This window comes from Streptomyces sp. NPDC031265, from assembly GCF_055570295.1.
This window is the reverse complement of the sequence record NZ_JBVIHM010000013.1, coordinates 200,668-218,784: the sequence shown is the minus strand read 5'-3', so window position 1 is coordinate 218,784 and position 18,117 is coordinate 200,668. Positions and strand designations below refer to the sequence as shown.

Genomic DNA, 18,117 nt, shown 5'->3' with positions numbered 1-18,117 from the left:
CCGTTTCCGGGCCCTCCGGGCGCTTCCTTCGTTTCCGACTCTATCAGACTCTTTCGCGTCCGATTCCCAGTCAGCGGGATTCGCTTTCCAGGTTTCCGCTTTCGCGTTTCCCTTTCCGGCGGCTCCGACTCTATCAGTGCTTTTCCGTCTCCCTGACCACTTCGTTTTGCGGCGCACGGAAATACCGGCAGAGCAAAGCGAGGCGCAGGTCAAGATCAGCAAGTGAGGAGGAGCCTGCCCGTCCCGACACATTCACGTGAAGTTCACACGTTGCGGTCAGGCGGGACTTAGGACAGTACAGGCCCCGGCGCGGTCGGGGCAAATCGGCCCAGGGGCGTTCGGGGGTCTATGGTCTAGTCCACTAACGCACCGGTCTAGTCCAGTAGTCTCCGTCGGGGAAGCCCGGCCCGGAGTCATACCAGGCGAACCCGGACTTCTTATGACTTACCCTGCTGAACAGTACGCCGTCACACGGGAAGTAGTGACGGTGACACGAAAAAGCCCCACCCCTGGGAGGCCATCCATGACCACCGTGACGTCCCCGCTCGCCGGGCGTGCCATCGGACTCGCGGCAGTGCCCGATCCGGTGTTCTCCGGCGCAATGGTGGGCCCCGGTACCGCCATCGACCCCGTACGAGAGCCCTCGGAGGCGGTTTCCCCCGTCGATGGCGTCATCGTCTCCCTGCACCCGCACGCTTTCGTCGTCGTCGACGACGAGGGCCACGGCGTGCTGACGCACCTAGGTATCGACACCGTGCAGCTCAACGGCGAGGGCTTCGAGCTGCTCGTCAACAAGGGCGACACCGTCACGCGGGGCCAGGCCGTCGTGCGCTGGAACCCGGCCGCCGTAGAAGAGGCCGGGAAGTCCCCCGTGTGCCCGATCGTGGCCCTGGAAGCCACTGCTGACTCCCTCGGCGACCTCCGTGAGGACGGCGATGTGAAGGCCGGCGACGTCCTCTTCACCTGGAAGTAGTTCAGCCAGAAGTCGTGACGCCGCCGTCGTCGAGACGGTGAGTCGGACATCCACCGCGGCGGCTCAGACCGCCGCACCAATCGGAGACGGGTGAAATGGAGACAACGCTGCGAGGCGTCGGCGTGAGCCACGGTGTGGCGATCGGCCAGGTCCGGCACATGGGTACTGCGGTCCTGGAGCCGCCGGCCAAGCAGATTCCGGCGGAGGAGGCGGAGCGCGAACAGGGGCGTGCTCGCAAGGCCGTCGAGGCCGTGGCGGCCGACCTGAACGCGCGCGGCAACCTGGCTGGGGGTGAGGCGCAGGCCGTTCTTGAGGCTCAGGCCCTGATCGCCCAGGACCCCGAGCTGATCGCCGACGTCGACCGGCGCATCGCCGTCGGCAGCACGGCCGAGCGTGCCGTGTACGACGCGTTCTCGCACTACCGCGAGCTGCTCGCGGGCGCCGGTGAGTACATGGCCGGGCGCGTTGCGGACCTCGACGACGTGCGCAACCGCATCGTGGCGCGTCTGCTGGGCGTCCCGATGCCGGGCGTTCCGGACAGCGACGAGCCGTACGTACTGATCGCGCGCGACCTCGCTCCCGCCGACACCGCGCTGCTCGACCCGGCGCTCGTGCTCGGCTTTGTGACCGAGGAGGGCGGGCCGACCAGCCACAGCGCGATTCTGGCGCGGGCGCTGGGCGTCCCCGCGATCGTGGCGCTGCCAGGCGCCGGTGAGCTGGCCGAGGGCACGCTGATCGCCGTCGACGGCAGCACCGGCGAGCTCTTCGTCGACCCGACCGACGAGAAGCGCGCCGAGCTGGAGCGTGCCGCAGCCGAGCGCAAGGCCGCGCTGGCCGCGTCCTCCGGTCCGGGTGCGACCTCGGACGGGCACAAGGTGCCGCTGCTCGCCAACGTCGGCGGTCCCGCCGATGTGCCGGCAGCGGTGGAGGCGGGCGCCGAGGGCGTCGGTCTGTTCCGTACCGAGTTCCTCTTCCTCGACGACTCCGCGAAGGCGCCGTCGGAGGAGAAGCAGGTCGAGGCGTACCGCAAGGTGCTTGAGGCGTTCCCCGAGGGCCGTGTGGTCGTGCGTGTGCTGGACGCGGGCGCCGACAAGCCGCTGGACTTCCTGACGCCCGCCGACGAGCCGAACCCGGCGCTCGGCGTGCGCGGTCTGCGGTCGCTCCTGGACCACCCCGAGGTGCTCCGGACTCAGCTGACGGCGCTGGCCAAGGCCGTCGAGGGGCTTCCGGTCTATCTGGAGGTCATGGCGCCGATGGTCGCGGACCGTGCGGACGCCAAGGCGTTCGCGGACGCGTGCCGGGCGGCCGGGCTGCAGGCGAAGTTCGGCGCGATGGTGGAGATCCCCTCCGCCGCGCTCCGCGCGCGCTCGATCCTCCAGGAGGTCGAGTTCCTGTCGCTGGGCACCAACGACCTGGCGCAGTACACGTTCGCGGCCGACCGGCAGGTCGGTGCGGTGTCGCGGCTGCAGGACCCGTGGCAGCCCGCGCTGCTCGACCTGGTCGCGCTGTCCGCCGAGGCGGCCAGGGCCGAGGGCAAGAGCTGTGGTGTCTGTGGTGAGGCTGCCTCCGATCCGCTGCTCGCGTGTGTGCTCACCGGTCTGGGTGTGACCAGCCTGTCGATGGGTGCCGCGTCCATTCCTTACGTGCGCGCGACGCTGGCGAAGTACACGCTCGCCCAGTGCGAGCGCGCGGCCGCCGCGGCCCGTGCCGCGGACTCGGCCGAGGAGGCCCGCGTGGCCGCGCAGGCGGTGCTGTCCGGGGAGTGACCCGGGCCGCTGTCCGCTGCCTCTGCGCAGTGTCTGAGTGAGAGGGGCTTCCCGGCGCGGGTGCGGCGGGAAGCCCCTCTCGCTTGTCCGTCAGTGGTCGGTGGCGGGCTGGTCGAACGGGAAGCCCGCCCGGTAGTCCACTCCTGGTTCGGGTGCCACCGGGTCTCCGGTGTCGGCATCGGTGCAGTACGCGCTGAAGACTTCTCCGGCGGTGAGCGGGAGCAGGCTGCCTCCGTGAAGCCGCCAGCCGTGGACGCGGTCGGGCGCGTCCGGCGCCGTCGTCCGCAGCACCAGACCGCCCGGGCTGTGCTGGGCGATGCCCGCGGCGAGGACGGTGACGAACTCGGCGACGTCCGTCTCGTCGAGCAGGGCCGGGTCGCCGCCGCGGCCCTCGGCGTGGAGCACGGCGATGAGCTGCTCCTGCTGTGCCTGGACGCTGCACACCATGTGGTGCAGGCCCGGGCCCGCCGCCTCGATCAGGCGCGTGAGGATCGTCGAGGCGCGTTCGAAGGCGGAGCGGCCGATGTCCTGGCCGCATTCGGCGCACTCCCCCAGGTCGGCCAGGAGCAGGGTCGCGTAGTCCCAGGTCGCCTGGCGGACCGCCTTGTTGATGAGCTCGGGCACCAGGCTGTCGATGGGCTGGCCCGCGTAGGCGACGCGGGCGCCGCCCGCCGCGATCTCGGCGGTGTAGCGGGTGCGGCTGTCGGCGGTGTCGGGGTCGAGGCCTGTCGCGGTGCAGAACTCGGTGAACTCCTCCGGGTCGAAGAGGGCGACCGTTGTGTGCAGTCCCTGGGCGGCGAGGGATCTGAGCAGGCCGTCGACCTGGCGGAGATAGGCGGTGTGGTCGTCGAAGGCGAAGGACCGGTACCGCGTCATCGCCTCGAAGTCGTACGCGTCCGCCAGCAGCCCCACCGTGCCGGGCGTCTCCCGGCGCAGGGTCCGCCGCGTGGCTCTGGCGGCGTGGACGGGTCGGGGGCCCCGGGGTGTTCGGGACCGGGTGGAAGCCGTCGGGCTGGTGGATTTCCTGGAGTTGCGGATGTGCGCCATGGTTCCCCCTGCGTGCTGTCGATCAATGCTCACTCACCGTAATCGGGGGCACTGACAACGCCGGTCGCGGCAGCCGGTCCCGTACGAGCCGGTGCTGAACACAGCAGGTCAGAGCGATGGCGGCGCCGAAGGCCGTCCAGCCAATGGGGCCGGTCGCGATGGCCGCGGTGACGGCGAGCGGTCCCGCGCTGCGCTGTGCGGACTGTGCCAGGCCGTGCACGCCGAGGTAGCTGCCCTGGGCCTGCTCCGGGGCCAGCGCGATCGAGAGTTCCCACGAGACGGTGGCGTGGATCATCTCGGCCAGGGTGAAGGCGGCGGTCGAGACGGTCAGACAGATGCTCGCCGGTACCGCGCCGTGGACCGCTGAGGCGGCCATGGCGACGCCGGCGGCGGCGAAGACGGCGGCGAGCGGGAGGAGTAGGCGGTGTGCCGCCTTGGTGGTCGCGCCGAATCGGGCCAGGGGGACCTGGAGGCCCACCACCATCACGTTGTTGAGCACCATCAGGAGCGGTACCAGGCCCTGGGGCGCGTCTGTGGCGGAGACCGCCCAGAGGGGGATGCCGACCTTGAAGACGGCGTCGTCCATGAAGAGCACCGACTCGGTGGCCACATAGGTCAGGTACGTGCGGTCCTTCCAGGGGCTGCCCGGTCGCGCGGCGGGGGCGGGGTCCTTGGAGGTGGCGACCGTGCGCATGGGCGAGGGCGGTTCGGCGCAGCGGGCGGTGAGCAGGGCGGCGCCGACGAAGGAGAGGGCGTCTCCGGCGAGCAGCCACTGGTAGGCGGCCGTGGTGGCGAGCGCGAGGGCAGCCGCCGCTGCGAGGCCTCCGACGGCCCAGCCCGCGTTGGCCAGGGTACGGCTGACGGCCTGGTAGCGGATGCGGCCGGGTCCGGCGACGCGGGCCGCGTACAACTTGGTGAGTACGTTGGCGGAGCGGTCGCCGAAGCTGCCGACGGCCGAGTACACCAGCAGGAGCGCGTAGTTGTCGGTGGTGAGCAGTGCGGCGGCGGCGAGCGCGCGCAGGACCTGGAAGACGATGAGCACGCGCGTGAGGGGCAGCCGGTCCGCGATGCGGCCCCCTATGGGGGCGCCCGCGATGCCGACCGCGCCGGCGAGGGCGACCAGCGTGCCGACCTGGGTGACCGAGAGCCCGGCCACGTAGGTGAAGTACAGGACCGAGACGGCGGCCCACAGGCCGCTTCCGGTCCGGTCGACGAAGGCGACCCAGAGCATCAGTCGGCCGTCGCGGCCTCCCGGGACTCGTTCCCACAGTGCGGCACGTCGGCTGCGCAAAGTCACTGCTCCCCCTTGACTGGCATTATGTATTGATACATAGTTCAGTACGTGGCAGAACAATATGCGATCACCGGCACCTCGGCCAAGGGAATTGCCGCTTCCGTCGAACGGGCCGTCGCCGACGGCGGGTTGGCGCCGGGGGACACGCTTCCTCCGGTCCGCCGGCTCGCGGACGACCTCGGCGTGAGTCCCGGCACGGTGGCGACGGCGTACAAGGAGCTGCGCGGGCGCGGCGTCGTGGTCACGCACGGGCGGGGCGGGACCGTGGTCGCGGCCGCGCCCTCGGTCGCGTCACGGCGCCCGCCGAAGGTGCCGGAGGGGCTGCGGGACCTCGCGGGCGGCCACCCCGACCCGGCCTTCCTGCCCGAACTGCCCGCGCCGGTACGGATGACGGCCGGTGCGCGGTCCCACCGCTCGACGCCCCGGCTGCCCTTGCTGGAGGAGCGCGTCCAGGAATGGCTGGGCGCCGACGGCGTGCCGACCGGGTCGGTGACCTTCGCCCACGGCGCGCTCGACTGCGTCGCCCGGCTGCTCACCACCGAGCTGCGGCCCGGCGACGCGGTGGCCATGGAGGACCCCGGCTACCACCATCTGCTCGACCTGGTGCAGGTGATGGGGCTGCGTACGGTCCCGGTCGCCGTCGACGACCAGGGGATGCGGCCGGGAGCCCTTCGCGAGGCGCTGCGGGCCGGGGCGCGGGCCGTCGTATGCAGCCCGCGGGCGCAGAACCCGTACGGCGGCTGCTTCTCGGAGCGGCGCCGCGACGACCTCGTGGAGGTGCTGCGAGCGGCGCCCGAGGTGCTGGTAATCGAGAACGACCACGCCGCGGAGATCGCGGGGGCGCCGCTGTACACCCTGACGGCGGGCGGGCAGCTGGCACGCTGGGCGCATGTGCGGACGGTGACGAAGTACCTGGGCACGGACCTGCGGTGGGCGGCCGCCGCCTGTGACCCGGCGACGCTGGCGCGGCACGACGGCCGACTGCTGCTGACCTCCGGCTGGGTGAGCCATCTGCTCCAGGGCACGGTGCTCGGGCTGCTCACCGACCGGATGGCGCGGGAGCTCGTGCACCGCGCGCGTGACGCCTACGGGGAGCGGCGCCGCGCTCTGGCGGGCGAGCTGGAGCGGCGCGGGATCGCCTCGCACGGGGCGAGCGGGATGAACCTGTGGGTGCCGGTGCGGGACGAGTCCGCGGTGGTGAACGGGCTGCGCTCGCGCGGGTGGTGGGTCGCCGCCGGCGCGCGGTTCCGGATCGCTACGGGGGCCGGTGTACGGATCACCGCGGCGGGGCTCGAACCGGCCGAGGCGGCTCGGCTGGCCTCGGACTTCGGTGAGGTGCTGGGCGAGTCCGAGGCCACGTACGGAGGGTGAGGGGCGGCGCCCCCGCCCTGCGGGCGGGGCGCGCCTTTGTCAGCCGTGCTTGCGGGCCACCGCTTCGTAGAAGCGGAGGAGGCCGAGGTTGTCGACCGAGCCCGGGTTGACCGCCTTCTCCAGTGGTGTGCCCTGGAGCAGGCGCTTGACCGGCACCTCGATGCGCTTGCCCGTCAACGTGTGCGGAACGCCCGGGACTTCGATGATCTCGTCCGGGACGTGGCGCGGGGAGAGCTGCTCCCGGATCGCCTGCTTGACCTTCGTACGGAGGGCGTCGTCCAGGACCGCGCCCTCGGCGAGGTGGACGAAGAGCGGCATCCAGTAGCCGCCGTCCGGCTCTTCGAGCCCGATGACCAGGGATTCACGGATCTCCGGGAGGCGTTCGACGACTTCGTAGATGTCGGCCGAACCCATGCGGACGCCCTGGCGGTTGAGGGTGGAGTCGGAGCGGCCGTGGATGACCACCGAGCCGTGGTCGGTGATGGTGATCCAGTCGCCGTGGCGCCACGCGCCGGGGAACATCTCGAAGTAGCTGTCGCGGTAGCGGCTGCCGTCCGGGTCGTTCCAGAAGCGGATCGGCATGGAGGGCATCGGGTTGACCACGACCAGCTCGCCCACCTCACCCACGACCGGCTTGCCATGCGGGTCCCAGGCCTGCAGGTCCGTGCCCAGACAGGCGGCCTGGAGCTCGCCGATGTGCACGGGCAGCGTCGGGACGGCTCCCGCGAAGCAGGAGCACACGTCGGTGCCGCCGCTGACCGAGGCGATCCACAGGTCCTCGCGGACCTCGTCGTGGAGCCAGCGGAAGCCGTCCGGCGGGAGCGGCGAACCGGTGGTGGCGACGCACTTCACGCGCGAGAGGTCGTGGTCGCGGGACGGGTGCACACCGGCCTTGCGGCAGGCCATCACATACGCGGCGGAGGTGCCGAAGAGGGTGGCGCCGGTCCGCTCGGCGACGCCCCACTGGGCGCCGGTCTCCGGGAAGCCCGGGCTGCCGTCGTACAGGACGACCGTGGTGCCGGTCAGCAGGCCGGAGACGAGGAAGTTCCACATCATCCAGCCGGTGGAGGTGTACCAGAAGAAACGGTCCTCGGGGCCCAGGTCGCAGTGGAGGCCGAGCTGTTTGAAGTGTTCGAGGAGGATGCCGCCCTGGGACTGGACGATGGCCTTGGGCAGGCCGGTCGTGCCGGAGGAGTAGAGAACCCAGAGCGGGTGGTCGAAGGGAACTTGCTCGAAGACCGGCTCGTTGTCACTCTCAGTGAGCGAAGACCATTCGAGAGTTCCCTGGGGGGCAGCGGTGCCGAGCAAGGGGATGTGGACGACAGCGCGCAGGGTGGGCAGTTCGCGGCGGAGCTCCGCGACGACGTCGGTGCGGTCGTGCTCCTTGCCGCCGTAGCGGTAGCCGTCGACGGTGAACAGGACGACGGGTTCGACCTGCTGGAACCGGTCGAGGACGCTGCGTGCGCCGAAGTCGGGGGCGCAGGACGTCCACACGGCGCCGACGGCCGCGGTGGCCAGGAGCGCGGTGACGGCCTGCGGGACGTTCGGCAGATAGCCGCTGACGCGGTCCCCGGGCCGTACGCCGAGGGCGCGCAGCTCGGCGGCGAGCGAGCCGACCTGGCGGCGCAGCTCCGCCCAGCTGGTGGCGACGGGCTCGTGCATCTCGTCGACGTGCAGGAGCGCGGCGTCGTCGGCGCGGGCCGGGTCCTCGGCGGTGCGCAGCGCGTGCTCGGCGTAATTGAGGGTGGCGCCGGGGAACCACTGGGCGCCCGGCATCGACCGGTCGGCGAGCACCGTCTCGTACGGGGTGGAGAAGCGCACCTCGAACCAGTCGGCGACGGCCTTCCAGAACGTGTCGAGTTCGGTGACGGACCAGCGGTGCAGCGCCTCGTAGCCGCCCTCGGCAGGTGCGCCGTACCGCTCGGCGGCCCAGGTCTGGAACGCGGTGATCCGCGCCCCGGCGATGCGGTCGGGGCCCGGCTGCCACAGGGGCGCGGGCTGCGGCGCGGCGTTCGCTGGTGAGGTCATGGGTGGGCTCCCGGGCTGGTACGCGTGGTGTGCGTGTGCCGCCCGCACACGCGTAGGGGTGTGCGCATGCGGCGGCTCACAGGGACGATGCCATGTGATCGTCTTCCGCACCAGGGTGTGCCGCCCATAGTCCGGCACCTGAGGATGTGGCGCCACCACGGATGAACGGAAGTTGAACGGAGCACACAGCTCATGATCCGGATGGCAGGGTGAGCCGCATGGACGGCAATGACCTGGTGCGCTCGGTGAAGGCGGTCGGCTCGGTGCAGGGGCTGCGGGCGGTCCGCTCGGCCCTGCGGCGGCGCCGTGCGGACGCGTGGGGGCTGCCCGCGCGCGGGCCCGAGCGCGCCCGGGCACCCGGACAGGTGCGGGACGCGGAGCCCCGGCCGGGCGGCGGCGTGGTGCGGTTCGCGCGCTCCGAGCTGGAGGTGCGGGTGGCGGCGGGCGGCGCCGTGTTCTGGGGCTGGGACGGGGCCGGCCCCGAGCCGTCGTACGCGCTGGCTGGGCCCGCGCCCGAGCCCGACGCGCGCGCCGCCCTGGAGCCCGACACGGACGGCGGCTGGCGGGTGGTCTCCGAACGGGTGATGGTGGCGGTGTCCCGGCACGGGGCCGTGGAGGTGCGCACCCCCGGCGGGGTGGTGCTCCGCCGCGAGCTGCCGCCGCGCTGGTGGGAGCCGGTCGGCGGCGGTCCCGCGCGCTGGGTGCAGCGCTCCGAAGTGGCCGCCGACGCACGCGTGTTCGGGCTCGGCGGGCGCGCGGACGGACCCCGGCTGCGCGACGGGGCGTACCGGCTGTGGAACACGGACCCGCGCGGCGGCTTCGCCCCCGGCGACGACCCGCTGTACATCACGATGCCGGTGCAGCTGGTGGTGGCGGACGCCGGGACCCATCTGGCGTTCTACGACAACACCTGGGACGGCCGGGTCCTGCTGCGCGAGGGCGAGGAGGGGGCCGGCTCGGGCCATGACCGGGCCGGGAGCAGCGAGCTGCGGATGGAGGGCGGGCCGCTGCGCTGCTGGGTGGTGGTGGGCACCCCCGCGCGCGTGCTGCAGGGGTGGACGGCGCTGACCGGCGCGCCCGCGCTGCCGCCGTCCTGGGCGCTGGGCCCGCAGCACGCCCGCTGGGGCTTCGGAAGCGAGGCCGAGGTGCGGCGGGTCGTCGCCGGGTACCGGGAGCACGGGCTGCCGCTGTCCGCGCTCCATCTGGACATCGACCACTACGACGCCCACCAGGTGTTCACGGTCGACCGCGAGCACTTCCCGGATCTGCCCCGCCTCGCCAAGGACCTGGCCGAGGAGGGTGTGCGGCTGGTGTCGATCGTCGATCCGGCGGTGAAGGCGCAGCGTGGCAACGCCGTGTACGAGAGCGGGCTTGCGGCGGACGCGTTCGTGCGGGACGCGCGCGGCGACGAGGTGCGGGGCGTGGTCTGGCCGGGCGAGTGCGTGTATCCCGACTTCACCGATCCACGCGCGCGTGAGTGGTGGGGCGGGCTCTACCAGGAGCGGCTCGACCAGGGCTTCGCCGGGGTGTGGCACGACATGAACGAACCGACGTCGTTCGCGCCCTTCGGCGATCCGACCCTGCCCCGCTCGGCGCGGCACGTGCTGGATGGCCGGGGCGGCGACCACCGCGAGGCCCACAACGTGTACGGCCTGACCATGGCACGGGCGGGCTACGAGGGTCTGCGCAGGCTGCGCCCCGACGGCCGGCCCTTCCTGTTCAGCCGCTCCGGCTGGGCCGGAATGCAGCGCTACGGAGGCACCTGGTCGGGTGATGTGAGCACCGGCTGGCCGGGGTTGCGGGCCTCGCTCGCCCTGGTGCTCGGACTCGGGCTGTGCGGGGTGCCGTACTCGGGTCCGGACGTGGGCGGGTTCAGCGGCACCCCGTCGCCGGAGCTGTATCTGCGCTGGTTGCAGCTGGCAGCCCGGCTGCCGTTCTTCCGTACGCACTCGGCGATCTGGGCCGGGCGCCGGGAGCCGTGGGAGTTCGGTCCCGAGGTGCTCGGCCACGCGCGCGTGGCGCTGGCCGAGCGGGAGCGGCTGCATCCGTATTTCATGACGCTGGCGCAGCTGGCCCGGCTGACCGGGGCGCCCTACGTGCGGCCCGTGTGGTGGGGCACGCCGGGCGACAAGACGCTGCGGGACTGCGAGGACGCGTTCCTGCTCGGCGACGCGCTGCTGGTGGCGCCCGTCTTCGAGCGGGGCACGGACCGGCGGGCGGTGCGGCTGCCGCGCGGCCGCTGGTACGACACGGCGACCGAGGAGCCCCACGAGGGCCCCTGCCGGGTCCTCGTGGACGCGCCCCTGGCCCGTATCCCGGTACTGGCCAGGGCCGGTTCCGTCATCCCGGTGCGCGGCGCAGACGGCGAAGTGGAACTGGAGGTGTGGGCCCCGGCGGCCGGACGCACCGGCGGCGGCCTCGTCGTACGGGACGAGGGCGACGGGTGGGGGCCGGCGGTGGTGGAGCGTTTCACCACCCGGACGGCGGGCGGCCGGGTGGTGGTGGAGCGGATAACGGACGAGGGGGCGACGCGGGAGCTGGGGTACGTGGTGCGGGTGCGGGGTGAGGGCCGTGGGGTGGGGTGACTTGCGCTCGGCGCCGCCAGGCGAGTGCGGCTGGCCCTGTGCCGATGCGGCCGGCCCTCAGCGAATGCCGCCAACCCTGTACCCATACGGCTCGCCCCCAGCCGAGTGCCGCCACCCCTCAGCGAGAGCCGCCGACTCTCGCCCCCCTCAACGCCCGGCAGTCCCGGCCCCCTCACCCCCCTTCACCCCCGGCGAACCACCCCCGTACCACCTGCGTATGCAGCGGAAACGCCAGTTCCTCGGGGCGGCGGAGCACCCGCCAGCCGGCCGTCTCGTCCGTCGGGGCGGGCGGCGGGAGTTCGGCCGCGGCGCGGGCGGGGAGCAGGCCGAAGAGGAGGACGTGGTGCGGGGAGCTGAGCGCGTCCGCGAGGCGCACATCGGCGGCGGAGGCTTCTATTCCGGTCTCCTCGTACAGCTCGCGGACGACCGCCTCCTGCCACAGCTCGCCGTCGTCGACGAAGCCGCCGGGCAGGGCGGAGCGGCCGATGTGGGGCTCGACGGCGCGGGTGATGACGACGAGTCCCGTACCGCGCGCGTCCGTCACGGGAAGGAGGGCGACGGCGACCGGCAGCGGATTGCGATAGGTGACGGTCCCGCACGCCGCGCAGGGGCGGGGCCAGCCGGCCGAGGCCGAGGGGTAGGGCGATCCGCACGCGGTGCAGTGCGAGTCCTTCACAGGCTGCTTCGAGGTCTTCGAGGTCCCGGTCACGCGCGGACTTTAACCGAATACATTCGGCCATCGGATCACATTGCCCCAACTCCCCCTTTTCTACGACCCGTTGAGCAATGAAGGGTGTGCACATGACACTCAGATCGACCGTGCGCGGCCTGGTCGCCGCTGCCGCCGCCCTGCTCGCCGTGACCGCCACCTCGCCCGCCGCCCGGGCCACGCCCGAACCCAAGGCACCCGCCGAGTTCGTCGCGCTGGCCACCGTGGACCCGACGATCATCCAGGAGATGCGCTACATCACGCCGCACAACTTCGTGGGCCGTCCGATCGACGGCTACCGGCAGCCGGTGTGCATCCTGACCCGCCAGGCGGCCCAGGCGCTGCACCAGGCACAGCTGAAGCTGCTCCGAGAGGGCTACTCGCTGAAGGTGTACGACTGCTACCGGCCGCAGCGGGCCGTCGACACCTTCGTGGAGTGGGCGAAGGACCTCGACGACCAGCGGATGAAGACCGAGTTCTATCCGCTTGTCGACAAGTCGAGGCTGTTCGAGGATGTGTACATCGCGGCCAAGTCGGGGCACAGCCGGGGCAGTTCGGTGGACCTCACCATCGTCCGGCTGCCCGCGTGGCCGACGCCGCCGTACCGTCCCGGCCAGCCGCTCGTGCCGTGCTTCGCGCCGAAGGACCAGCGCTTCCCCGACAACTCCGTCGACATGGGCACCGGCTTCGACTGCTTCGACACCCTGTCGCACACCGACGACCCCCGCATCCAGGGCGTCCAGCGCGCCAACCGCCAGTTCCTGAAGGGCACGCTCCAGGCCGCCGGGTTCGTCGGGATACCCCAGGAGTGGTGGCACTACACCTTCCAGCCGGAGCCGTTCCCGGACACCTACTTCGACTTCCCAGTGGCGTGGCGCTCGGTGGCCGGTCACCGCTGAGTGACGCCCCCTGCCGGAGCGCGGCCACTCGTGGCACACTTCTGACGTTCCGTCAGATATGAGGCCGGGAGGGGTTTTGACGCGCACGCGCACGCCCGTGGTGGCGGGCTGGTTCACAGAGGCGGAGGATCAGGAGTTCCGGCTGCTCGGCACCCGGTGCACCGCCTGCGCCTCCGTGTTCTTCCCACGCGAGGACTCCTTCTGCCGCAACCCCGCCTGCTCCGGGCGGAAGTTGACCGAGGTGCCGCTCTCCGGGCGCGGGCGCGTCTGGTCGTACACCGACGGGCGCTACCGGCCGCCCGCGCCCTACGTCTCCGACCCCGAGGCCGTCTGGCAGCCGTACACGCTGGTCGCCGTGGAGCTGGAGGCCGAGCGGATGGTCGTCCTGGGCCAGGCCGCGCCGGGTGTGACCACCGCCGACCTCGCCATCGGAATGGAGGTCGAGGTGGTGCCCGGCGTGCTCAATGAGGACGCCGGGACCGTCTGGACGACCTGGCACTGGCGGCCCGTGGGGGCGAGCGCATGAGCGGCACGGACGACATCGCGGTCCTCGGCGCCGGCATGCACCCCTGGGGCAAATGGGGCAGGAGTTTCATCGAGTACGGGACGGTAGCGGCCCGCGCCGCGCTCGCCGACGCCGGGCTCGACTGGCCGGACGTGCGGTCCGTGGTCGGCGCGGCGACCGTGCGCGGCGGCTACCCCGGGTATGTGGCCGGGGCGACCTTCGGGCGGGCCCTCGGCTGGCAGGGCGCGCGCGTGACGAGCGTGTACGCGGCCTGCGCGTCCGGCGCGCAGGCGATCAACACCGCGCGGGCGCAGATCCTCTCGGGGATGGCCGAGGTGGTGCTCGTGGTGGGCGCCGACGCGGCGCCCAAGGGGTTCTTCGCCCCGGCGGGCGGCGATCGGCCGGACGATCCCGACTGGCTGCGCTTCCGGGTCCTGGGCGCCACCAACCCGGCCTACTTCGGTCTGTACGCCCGCCGCCGCATGGCCCTGCACGGGGACACCGTCGATGATTTCGCGCTGGTCAAGGTGAAGAACGCGGCGGCGGGCGCGCTCAACCCGTACGCCCGCTACCGCAAGGCGGTGACCGCCGAGGAGGTCGCCGCCTCGGCCGTGGTCGCCGATCCGCTGCGGCTGCTCGACATCTGCGCGACCTCCGACGGGGCGGCCGCCCTGGTGCTGTGCGGCATGGACTACGCGCGTCGGCACGGGGCGGCGGACCCGGTGCGGATACGGGCCGTGTCCACGGTCACGCCCACCTACCCGAACACGGTCCTGGACCTGCCGGACATCGCCACCGACTCGGCGGTCGCGGCGGAGCCCTCGCCGTACTCCTTCCGCGCCTCCATCGCACGGGCCGCCTACGAGGAGGCCGGGATCGGGCCCGAGGACCTGTCGCTGGCCGAGGTGTACGACCTGTCGACCGCCCTGGAGCTGGAGTGGTACGAGGATCTGGGGCTGTGCGGCGCCGGGGAGGGCGCGAAGCTCGTACGGGAGGGCGCGACAGCGCTCGGCGGTCGCGTTCCGGTCAACGTGAGCGGGGGGCTCGCATCGTTCGGTGAGGCGGTGCCCGCCCAGGCCATCGCGCAGGTCTGCGAGCTCACCCGGCAGCTGCGTGGTACGGCGGGCGAGCGGCAGATCGACGGGGCACGGGCCGGGATCACCGCCAATCAGGGCCTGTTCGGACACGGCTCGTCGGTGATCGCGGTGCGCTGAGCTCCCGCCCGCCGTTCCGTCCGTACCCCGGCAGCCGTTGCTGTCGGCGACCTTGACGCTCCATCACGGCCGGTGAACACTTCCGGTTGTCTCTCGGCGTCGCCGTTCCTCGGCTCCGGGCCGCGTGCCGTCGCACGCGGTCGCCGGGCTGCTCCCCCACAGGGCGATTCCGCCGGACCAGCACGCTCGTCACGGATGCCGGGAGGGGTCCGGCGGACCCTCACCACCGGCTCCGCAGCCATGGGAAAGCGCGCACCCTGCACGGAGGACCGGGGCCACGCCCCGGGCGAGGGCATAGGAGCAGCCATGAGCAACGGAGACATCTTTCTCGGTGAGGTCATCGGCACGTCGATCCTGATCCTCTTCGGCGCCGGGGTGTGCGCGGCGGTCACGCTCAACCACTCCAAGGCGAGAGGCGCCGGCTGGGTGGTCATCGCCTTCGGCTGGGGCTTCGGCGTGCTGGCCGGGGCGTACACCGCGGCTCCCCTGTCGGGCGGCCATCTCAATCCGGCGGTGACGGTCGGCATCGCCGTCGACACCGGCGAGTGGGACAAGGTCTGGCTCTACGTCCTGGGGCAGCTGACCGGTGCGATCCTCGGCGCGGTACTCGCCTACCTCGTGTACTTCGCCCAGTTCCGGGCCAACTCCGAGCGGGACGGCTCCGTTCCGACGCTCGGCGTCTTCTCGACGATCCCCGAGATCAGGAATCCGGCCGCCAATCTGGTCACCGAGATCATCGCCACGGTCGGTCTGGTGCTGCCCGTGCTCGCCTTCGGCGACACCGAGGGCCTGGGTGAATCCGGCACCACGGTGCTGATCGTGTCGCTGCTCGTCGTCGGCATCGGCCTCTCGCTCGGCGGGCCCACCGGGTACGCCATCAACCCGGCCCGCGACCTCGGCCCGCGCCTGGTGCACAGCGTGCTTCCGATCCCCCACAAGGGGACGTCGGACTGGGGTTACGCCTGGATACCGGTGGCGGGGCCGCTGGCCGGCGGGGCCCTCGGCGGCCTCATCCACCACGCGGCCTTCTGAGCACGCGCCGCGCCACCGCAGCCTTCAGACCTAGGGGTAGCCATGACGGAGAAGTTCGTCGCAGCCATCGACCAGGGCACCACGTCCAGCCGCTGCATCATCTTCGACCAGAGCGGCGCCATCGTCGCCGTGGACCAGCGCGAGCACCGCCAGATCTTCCCGAAGCCCGGCTGGGTCGAGCACGACGCCACCGAGATCTGGTCGAAGGTGCAGGCCGTGGTCGCGGGCGCGCTGGCCAAGGCCGGGATGCGCGCGGAACAGCTCAGCGCGCTCGGCATCACCAACCAGCGCGAGACGACGGTCCTGTGGGACCGGGCGACCGGCAAGCCCGTGCACAACGCGATCGTCTGGCAGGACACCAGGACCTCCGCGCTCTGTGCCCGACTCGGCGCCGAGGACGGCCAGGACCGCTTCCGGGACGCCACCGGGCTGCCGCTGGCCAGCTACTTCTCCGGGCCCAAGGCGGCCTGGCTGCTCGACAACGTCCCCGGGCTGCGGACCCGTGCCGAGCGCGGCGAGATCGCGTTCGGCACCGTCGACTCCTGGCTGATCTGGAACCTGACCGGGGGCACGGCCGGCGGGGTGCACGTCACCGACGTCACCAACGCCTCGCGGACCATGCTGATGAACCTGGAGACCCTGGAGTGGGACTCCTCGATCCTGGCCGCGATGAACGTACCGGAGGCGATCCTTCCGGAGATCCGGTCCTCGGCGGAGGTGTACGGGACGGCGGTGGGCCAGCTGGCGGGCGTGCCGGTGGCGTCCGCGCTCGGCGACCAGCAGGCCGCGATCTTCGGGCAGGCCTGCTACGACACCGGGACGGCCAAGAACACGTACGGGACCGGGAGTTTCCTGCTGCTCAACACCGGCGGCCGGCCCGTGCCCTCCAAGAGCGGCCTGATCACCACCGTCGGCTACAAGATCGGTGACCAGGCGCCGGTGTACTGCCTGGAGGGCTCGATCGCGATCACCGGAGCCCTGGTCCAGTGGTTCCGGGACCAGCTGGGCCTGATCCGCAGCGCCGGCGAGATCGAGACGCTCGCCGCGAGCGTCCAGGACAACGGCGGCGCCTACATCGTGCCCGCCTTCTCCGGCCTGTTCGCGCCCTACTGGCGCTCGGACGCGCGCGGTGTCATCACCGGCCTGACCCGGTACGTCACCAAGGCGCACCTGGCCCGCGCGGTCCTGGAGGCCACCAGCTGGCAGACCCGCGAGGTGGTCGACGCGATGTACCAGGACTCCGGGGTACGGATCACCACGCTCAAGGTCGACGGCGGGATGACGGTCAACCGGCTCCTGATGCAGCATCAGGCGGATGTGCTCGGTGTGCCGGTGATCCGGCCGAAGGTCTCCGAGACGACCTGCCTGGGCGCCGCCTACGCGGCCGGGCTCGCCACCGGGGTGTGGGCGGGCCTGGACGAGCTCAAGGCGCACTGGCAGAAGGACGTGGAGTGGGTGCCCGCCATGGAGGCGCGGCTGCGCGAGCGCGAGTACGGCAACTGGCGCAAGGCGGTGGAGCGCAGCCTTGGCTGGCACGAGGAGGACGGGAAGTAGCCCTTCTCGGCCGCGAGGGCACGGGAGCGCCCCCCAAGACGCACGGCCCGTACCCCAGTCGGTGGGGGTACGGGCCGTGTCCCTGCGCGGGAGCCTCAGATCGAGACCGTCCGGCGTCTGCGCTCGGAGAGGACCATCGCGTGCTCCACGACGGCGACAAGGACGTCCTTGACGGCCTCGCGGTCGCGCGCGTCCGTCGTGATCAGCGGCACGTCCGGGTCGAGGTCGAGCGCGGAGCGCACGGCGTCGGCAGGGTAACGGGCCGCGTCGTCGAAGCAGTTGACGGCCACCGTGAAGGGCAGCCCCCGGCGTTCGAAGTAGTCGATCGCCGCGAAGGAGTCCTCCAGGCGGCGGGTGTCCGCGAGGACCACCGCGCCCAGCGCCCCCTGCGCCAGCTCGTCCCAGAGGAACCAGAAGCGGTCCTGTCCGGGCGTGCCGAAGAGGTACAGCACCAGGTCCTCGCGGAGGGTGATCCGCCCGAAGTCCATCGCGACGGTGGTGGTGTTCTTCGCCTCCACGCCCGCTACGTCGTCGACCGGCCGCCCGGCCTCGCTGAGCCGCTCCTCGGTGCGCAGCGGCCGGATCTCGCTGACCGCGCCCACCAGAGTGGTCTTGCCGACTCCGAAGCCGCCCGCCACCAGGATCTTGAGTGTCACCGGTTCGACGGGCCGCTTCCTGCGGCTAGAGCGCCCGAAGGCCATTGATCACCTCGCGGAGAAGGGACTCGTCCGGCAGCTCGGCCGGCGGAACGGGTCGGGATACGTGCACCAGCTGGTCCTGAACGAGGTCGCCCACCAGGACGCGGACCACCCCGACGGGCAGGTCGAGTCCGGCGGCCAGCTCGGCGATGGACTGCGGGGTGCCGACGCAGCGCTCGACGATCTCGACGTGTTCGGGCGAGAGTGAGTGGTCCCGCACCGGGTCGTCGGCGGCGGGTTCGGGCACCACCACCGCGATCAGGTCGAGGCGGTGCTGGCCGACGCTGCTGGTGCGGCCGCGGGTCATCGCGTACGGCCGCACCACCGGTCCCGCGTCGTCGTCGAACCAGTGGTGCTGCCGGGGCGGCGACTGCTGCGGCACCCGGTCCGGCTGCTGCGGGCCGTTCGCCGGCGCCCGCTGGTCTGCGTCACTCATACCGTC

15 protein-coding genes are annotated in these 18,117 nt (G+C 72.2%); 9 read left to right on the top strand and 6 right to left on the bottom strand.

Annotation, left to right across the window (positions count from 1 at the left end; all coding sequences use genetic code 11):
* Positions 1 to 523: 523 nt before the first annotated feature.
* A complete protein-coding gene (locus ACZ499_RS21630) occupies positions 524 to 973 on the top strand; it encodes a PTS sugar transporter subunit IIA (protein WP_371651037.1) in 450 nt (149 codons plus the stop codon).
* A 95-nt stretch (positions 974 to 1,068) separates the two neighbouring features.
* Entirely contained in the window at positions 1,069 to 2,739 is a 1,671-nt protein-coding gene (ptsP, locus tag ACZ499_RS21625) for a phosphoenolpyruvate--protein phosphotransferase (protein ID WP_468408796.1), read from the top strand.
* Between the two features lie 90 nt (positions 2,740 to 2,829).
* Here ptsP and ACZ499_RS21620 read toward each other — a convergent pair whose 3' ends face one another.
* Both ACZ499_RS21620 and ACZ499_RS21615 read right to left on the bottom strand, forming a co-directional pair.
* A complete protein-coding gene (locus tag ACZ499_RS21620; RefSeq protein WP_468677075.1) occupies positions 2,830 to 3,786 on the bottom strand; it encodes a hypothetical protein in 957 nt (318 codons plus the stop codon).
* Positions 3,787 to 3,808: 22 nt separating this feature from the next.
* A complete protein-coding gene (locus ACZ499_RS21615; RefSeq protein WP_468677072.1) occupies positions 3,809 to 5,083 on the bottom strand; it encodes an MFS transporter in 1,275 nt (424 codons plus the stop codon).
* A 45-nt stretch (positions 5,084 to 5,128) separates the two neighbouring features.
* Between ACZ499_RS21615 and ACZ499_RS21610 the strand changes: the two genes are divergently transcribed.
* The gene (locus ACZ499_RS21610) at positions 5,129 to 6,451 is read left to right on the top strand and encodes an aminotransferase class I/II-fold pyridoxal phosphate-dependent enzyme (RefSeq protein ID WP_468677070.1); all 1,323 of its coding nucleotides are present in this window, start codon (positions 5,129 to 5,131) and stop codon (positions 6,449 to 6,451) included.
* Positions 6,452 to 6,490: 39 nt separating this feature from the next.
* On the opposite strand, the gene ACZ499_RS21605 is transcribed toward ACZ499_RS21610, so the two are convergent.
* Complete coding sequence (locus ACZ499_RS21605) at positions 6,491 to 8,479, bottom strand: acetoacetate--CoA ligase (RefSeq protein ID WP_468677068.1); 1,989 nt, start codon at positions 8,477 to 8,479, stop codon at positions 6,491 to 6,493.
* A gap of 218 nt (positions 8,480 to 8,697) precedes the next feature.
* On the opposite strand from ACZ499_RS21605, the gene ACZ499_RS21600 reads away from it, so the two are divergent.
* A complete protein-coding gene (locus ACZ499_RS21600) occupies positions 8,698 to 11,064 on the top strand; it encodes a glycoside hydrolase family 31 protein (protein ID WP_468677066.1) in 2,367 nt (788 codons plus the stop codon).
* A 172-nt stretch (positions 11,065 to 11,236) separates the two neighbouring features.
* Here the strand turns inward: ACZ499_RS21600 and ACZ499_RS21595 are convergent, their stop codons facing one another.
* Positions 11,237 to 11,773, bottom strand: coding sequence for an NUDIX domain-containing protein (locus ACZ499_RS21595; protein ID WP_468677064.1), 537 nt, complete (start codon positions 11,771 to 11,773; stop codon positions 11,237 to 11,239).
* A 92-nt stretch (positions 11,774 to 11,865) separates the two neighbouring features.
* Here ACZ499_RS21595 and ACZ499_RS21590 point away from each other — a divergent pair, with 92 nt between their 5' ends.
* The 5 genes from ACZ499_RS21590 (at position 11,866) to glpK (ending at position 16,977) form a co-directional block, all read left to right on the top strand.
* Positions 11,866 to 12,672, top strand: coding sequence for a M15 family metallopeptidase (locus ACZ499_RS21590; RefSeq protein WP_468677063.1), 807 nt, complete (start codon positions 11,866 to 11,868; stop codon positions 12,670 to 12,672).
* Between the two features lie 76 nt (positions 12,673 to 12,748).
* Positions 12,749 to 13,198 (top strand): Zn-ribbon domain-containing OB-fold protein, encoded by a 450-nt coding sequence (locus ACZ499_RS21585; protein WP_468677061.1) that lies wholly within the window; start codon positions 12,749 to 12,751, stop codon positions 13,196 to 13,198.
* Entirely contained in the window at positions 13,195 to 14,391 is a 1,197-nt protein-coding gene (locus ACZ499_RS21580; protein WP_468677059.1) for a lipid-transfer protein, read from the top strand. The genes ACZ499_RS21585 and ACZ499_RS21580 overlap by 4 nt, the downstream gene beginning before the upstream one ends.
* Positions 14,392 to 14,697: 306 nt before the next feature.
* A complete protein-coding gene (locus ACZ499_RS21575; protein ID WP_468677058.1) occupies positions 14,698 to 15,423 on the top strand; it encodes an MIP/aquaporin family protein in 726 nt (241 codons plus the stop codon).
* Positions 15,424 to 15,465: 42 nt separating this feature from the next.
* Positions 15,466 to 16,977 (top strand): glycerol kinase GlpK, encoded by a 1,512-nt coding sequence (gene glpK, locus ACZ499_RS21570; protein ID WP_468677057.1) that lies wholly within the window; start codon positions 15,466 to 15,468, stop codon positions 16,975 to 16,977.
* A 95-nt stretch (positions 16,978 to 17,072) separates the two neighbouring features.
* Here the strand turns inward: glpK and ACZ499_RS21565 are convergent, their stop codons facing one another.
* Positions 17,073 to 17,678 (bottom strand): GTP-binding protein, encoded by a 606-nt coding sequence (locus tag ACZ499_RS21565; protein ID WP_385547703.1) that lies wholly within the window; start codon positions 17,676 to 17,678, stop codon positions 17,073 to 17,075.
* Positions 17,659 to 18,111 carry a DUF742 domain-containing protein gene (locus ACZ499_RS21560; RefSeq protein ID WP_468677055.1) on the bottom strand — a complete coding sequence of 151 codons (453 nt, stop codon included), beginning with the start codon at positions 18,109 to 18,111 and terminating at the stop codon, positions 17,659 to 17,661. Before ACZ499_RS21560 ends, ACZ499_RS21565 begins: the two co-directional genes overlap by 20 nt.
* Positions 18,112 to 18,117: the final 6 nt, after the last annotated feature.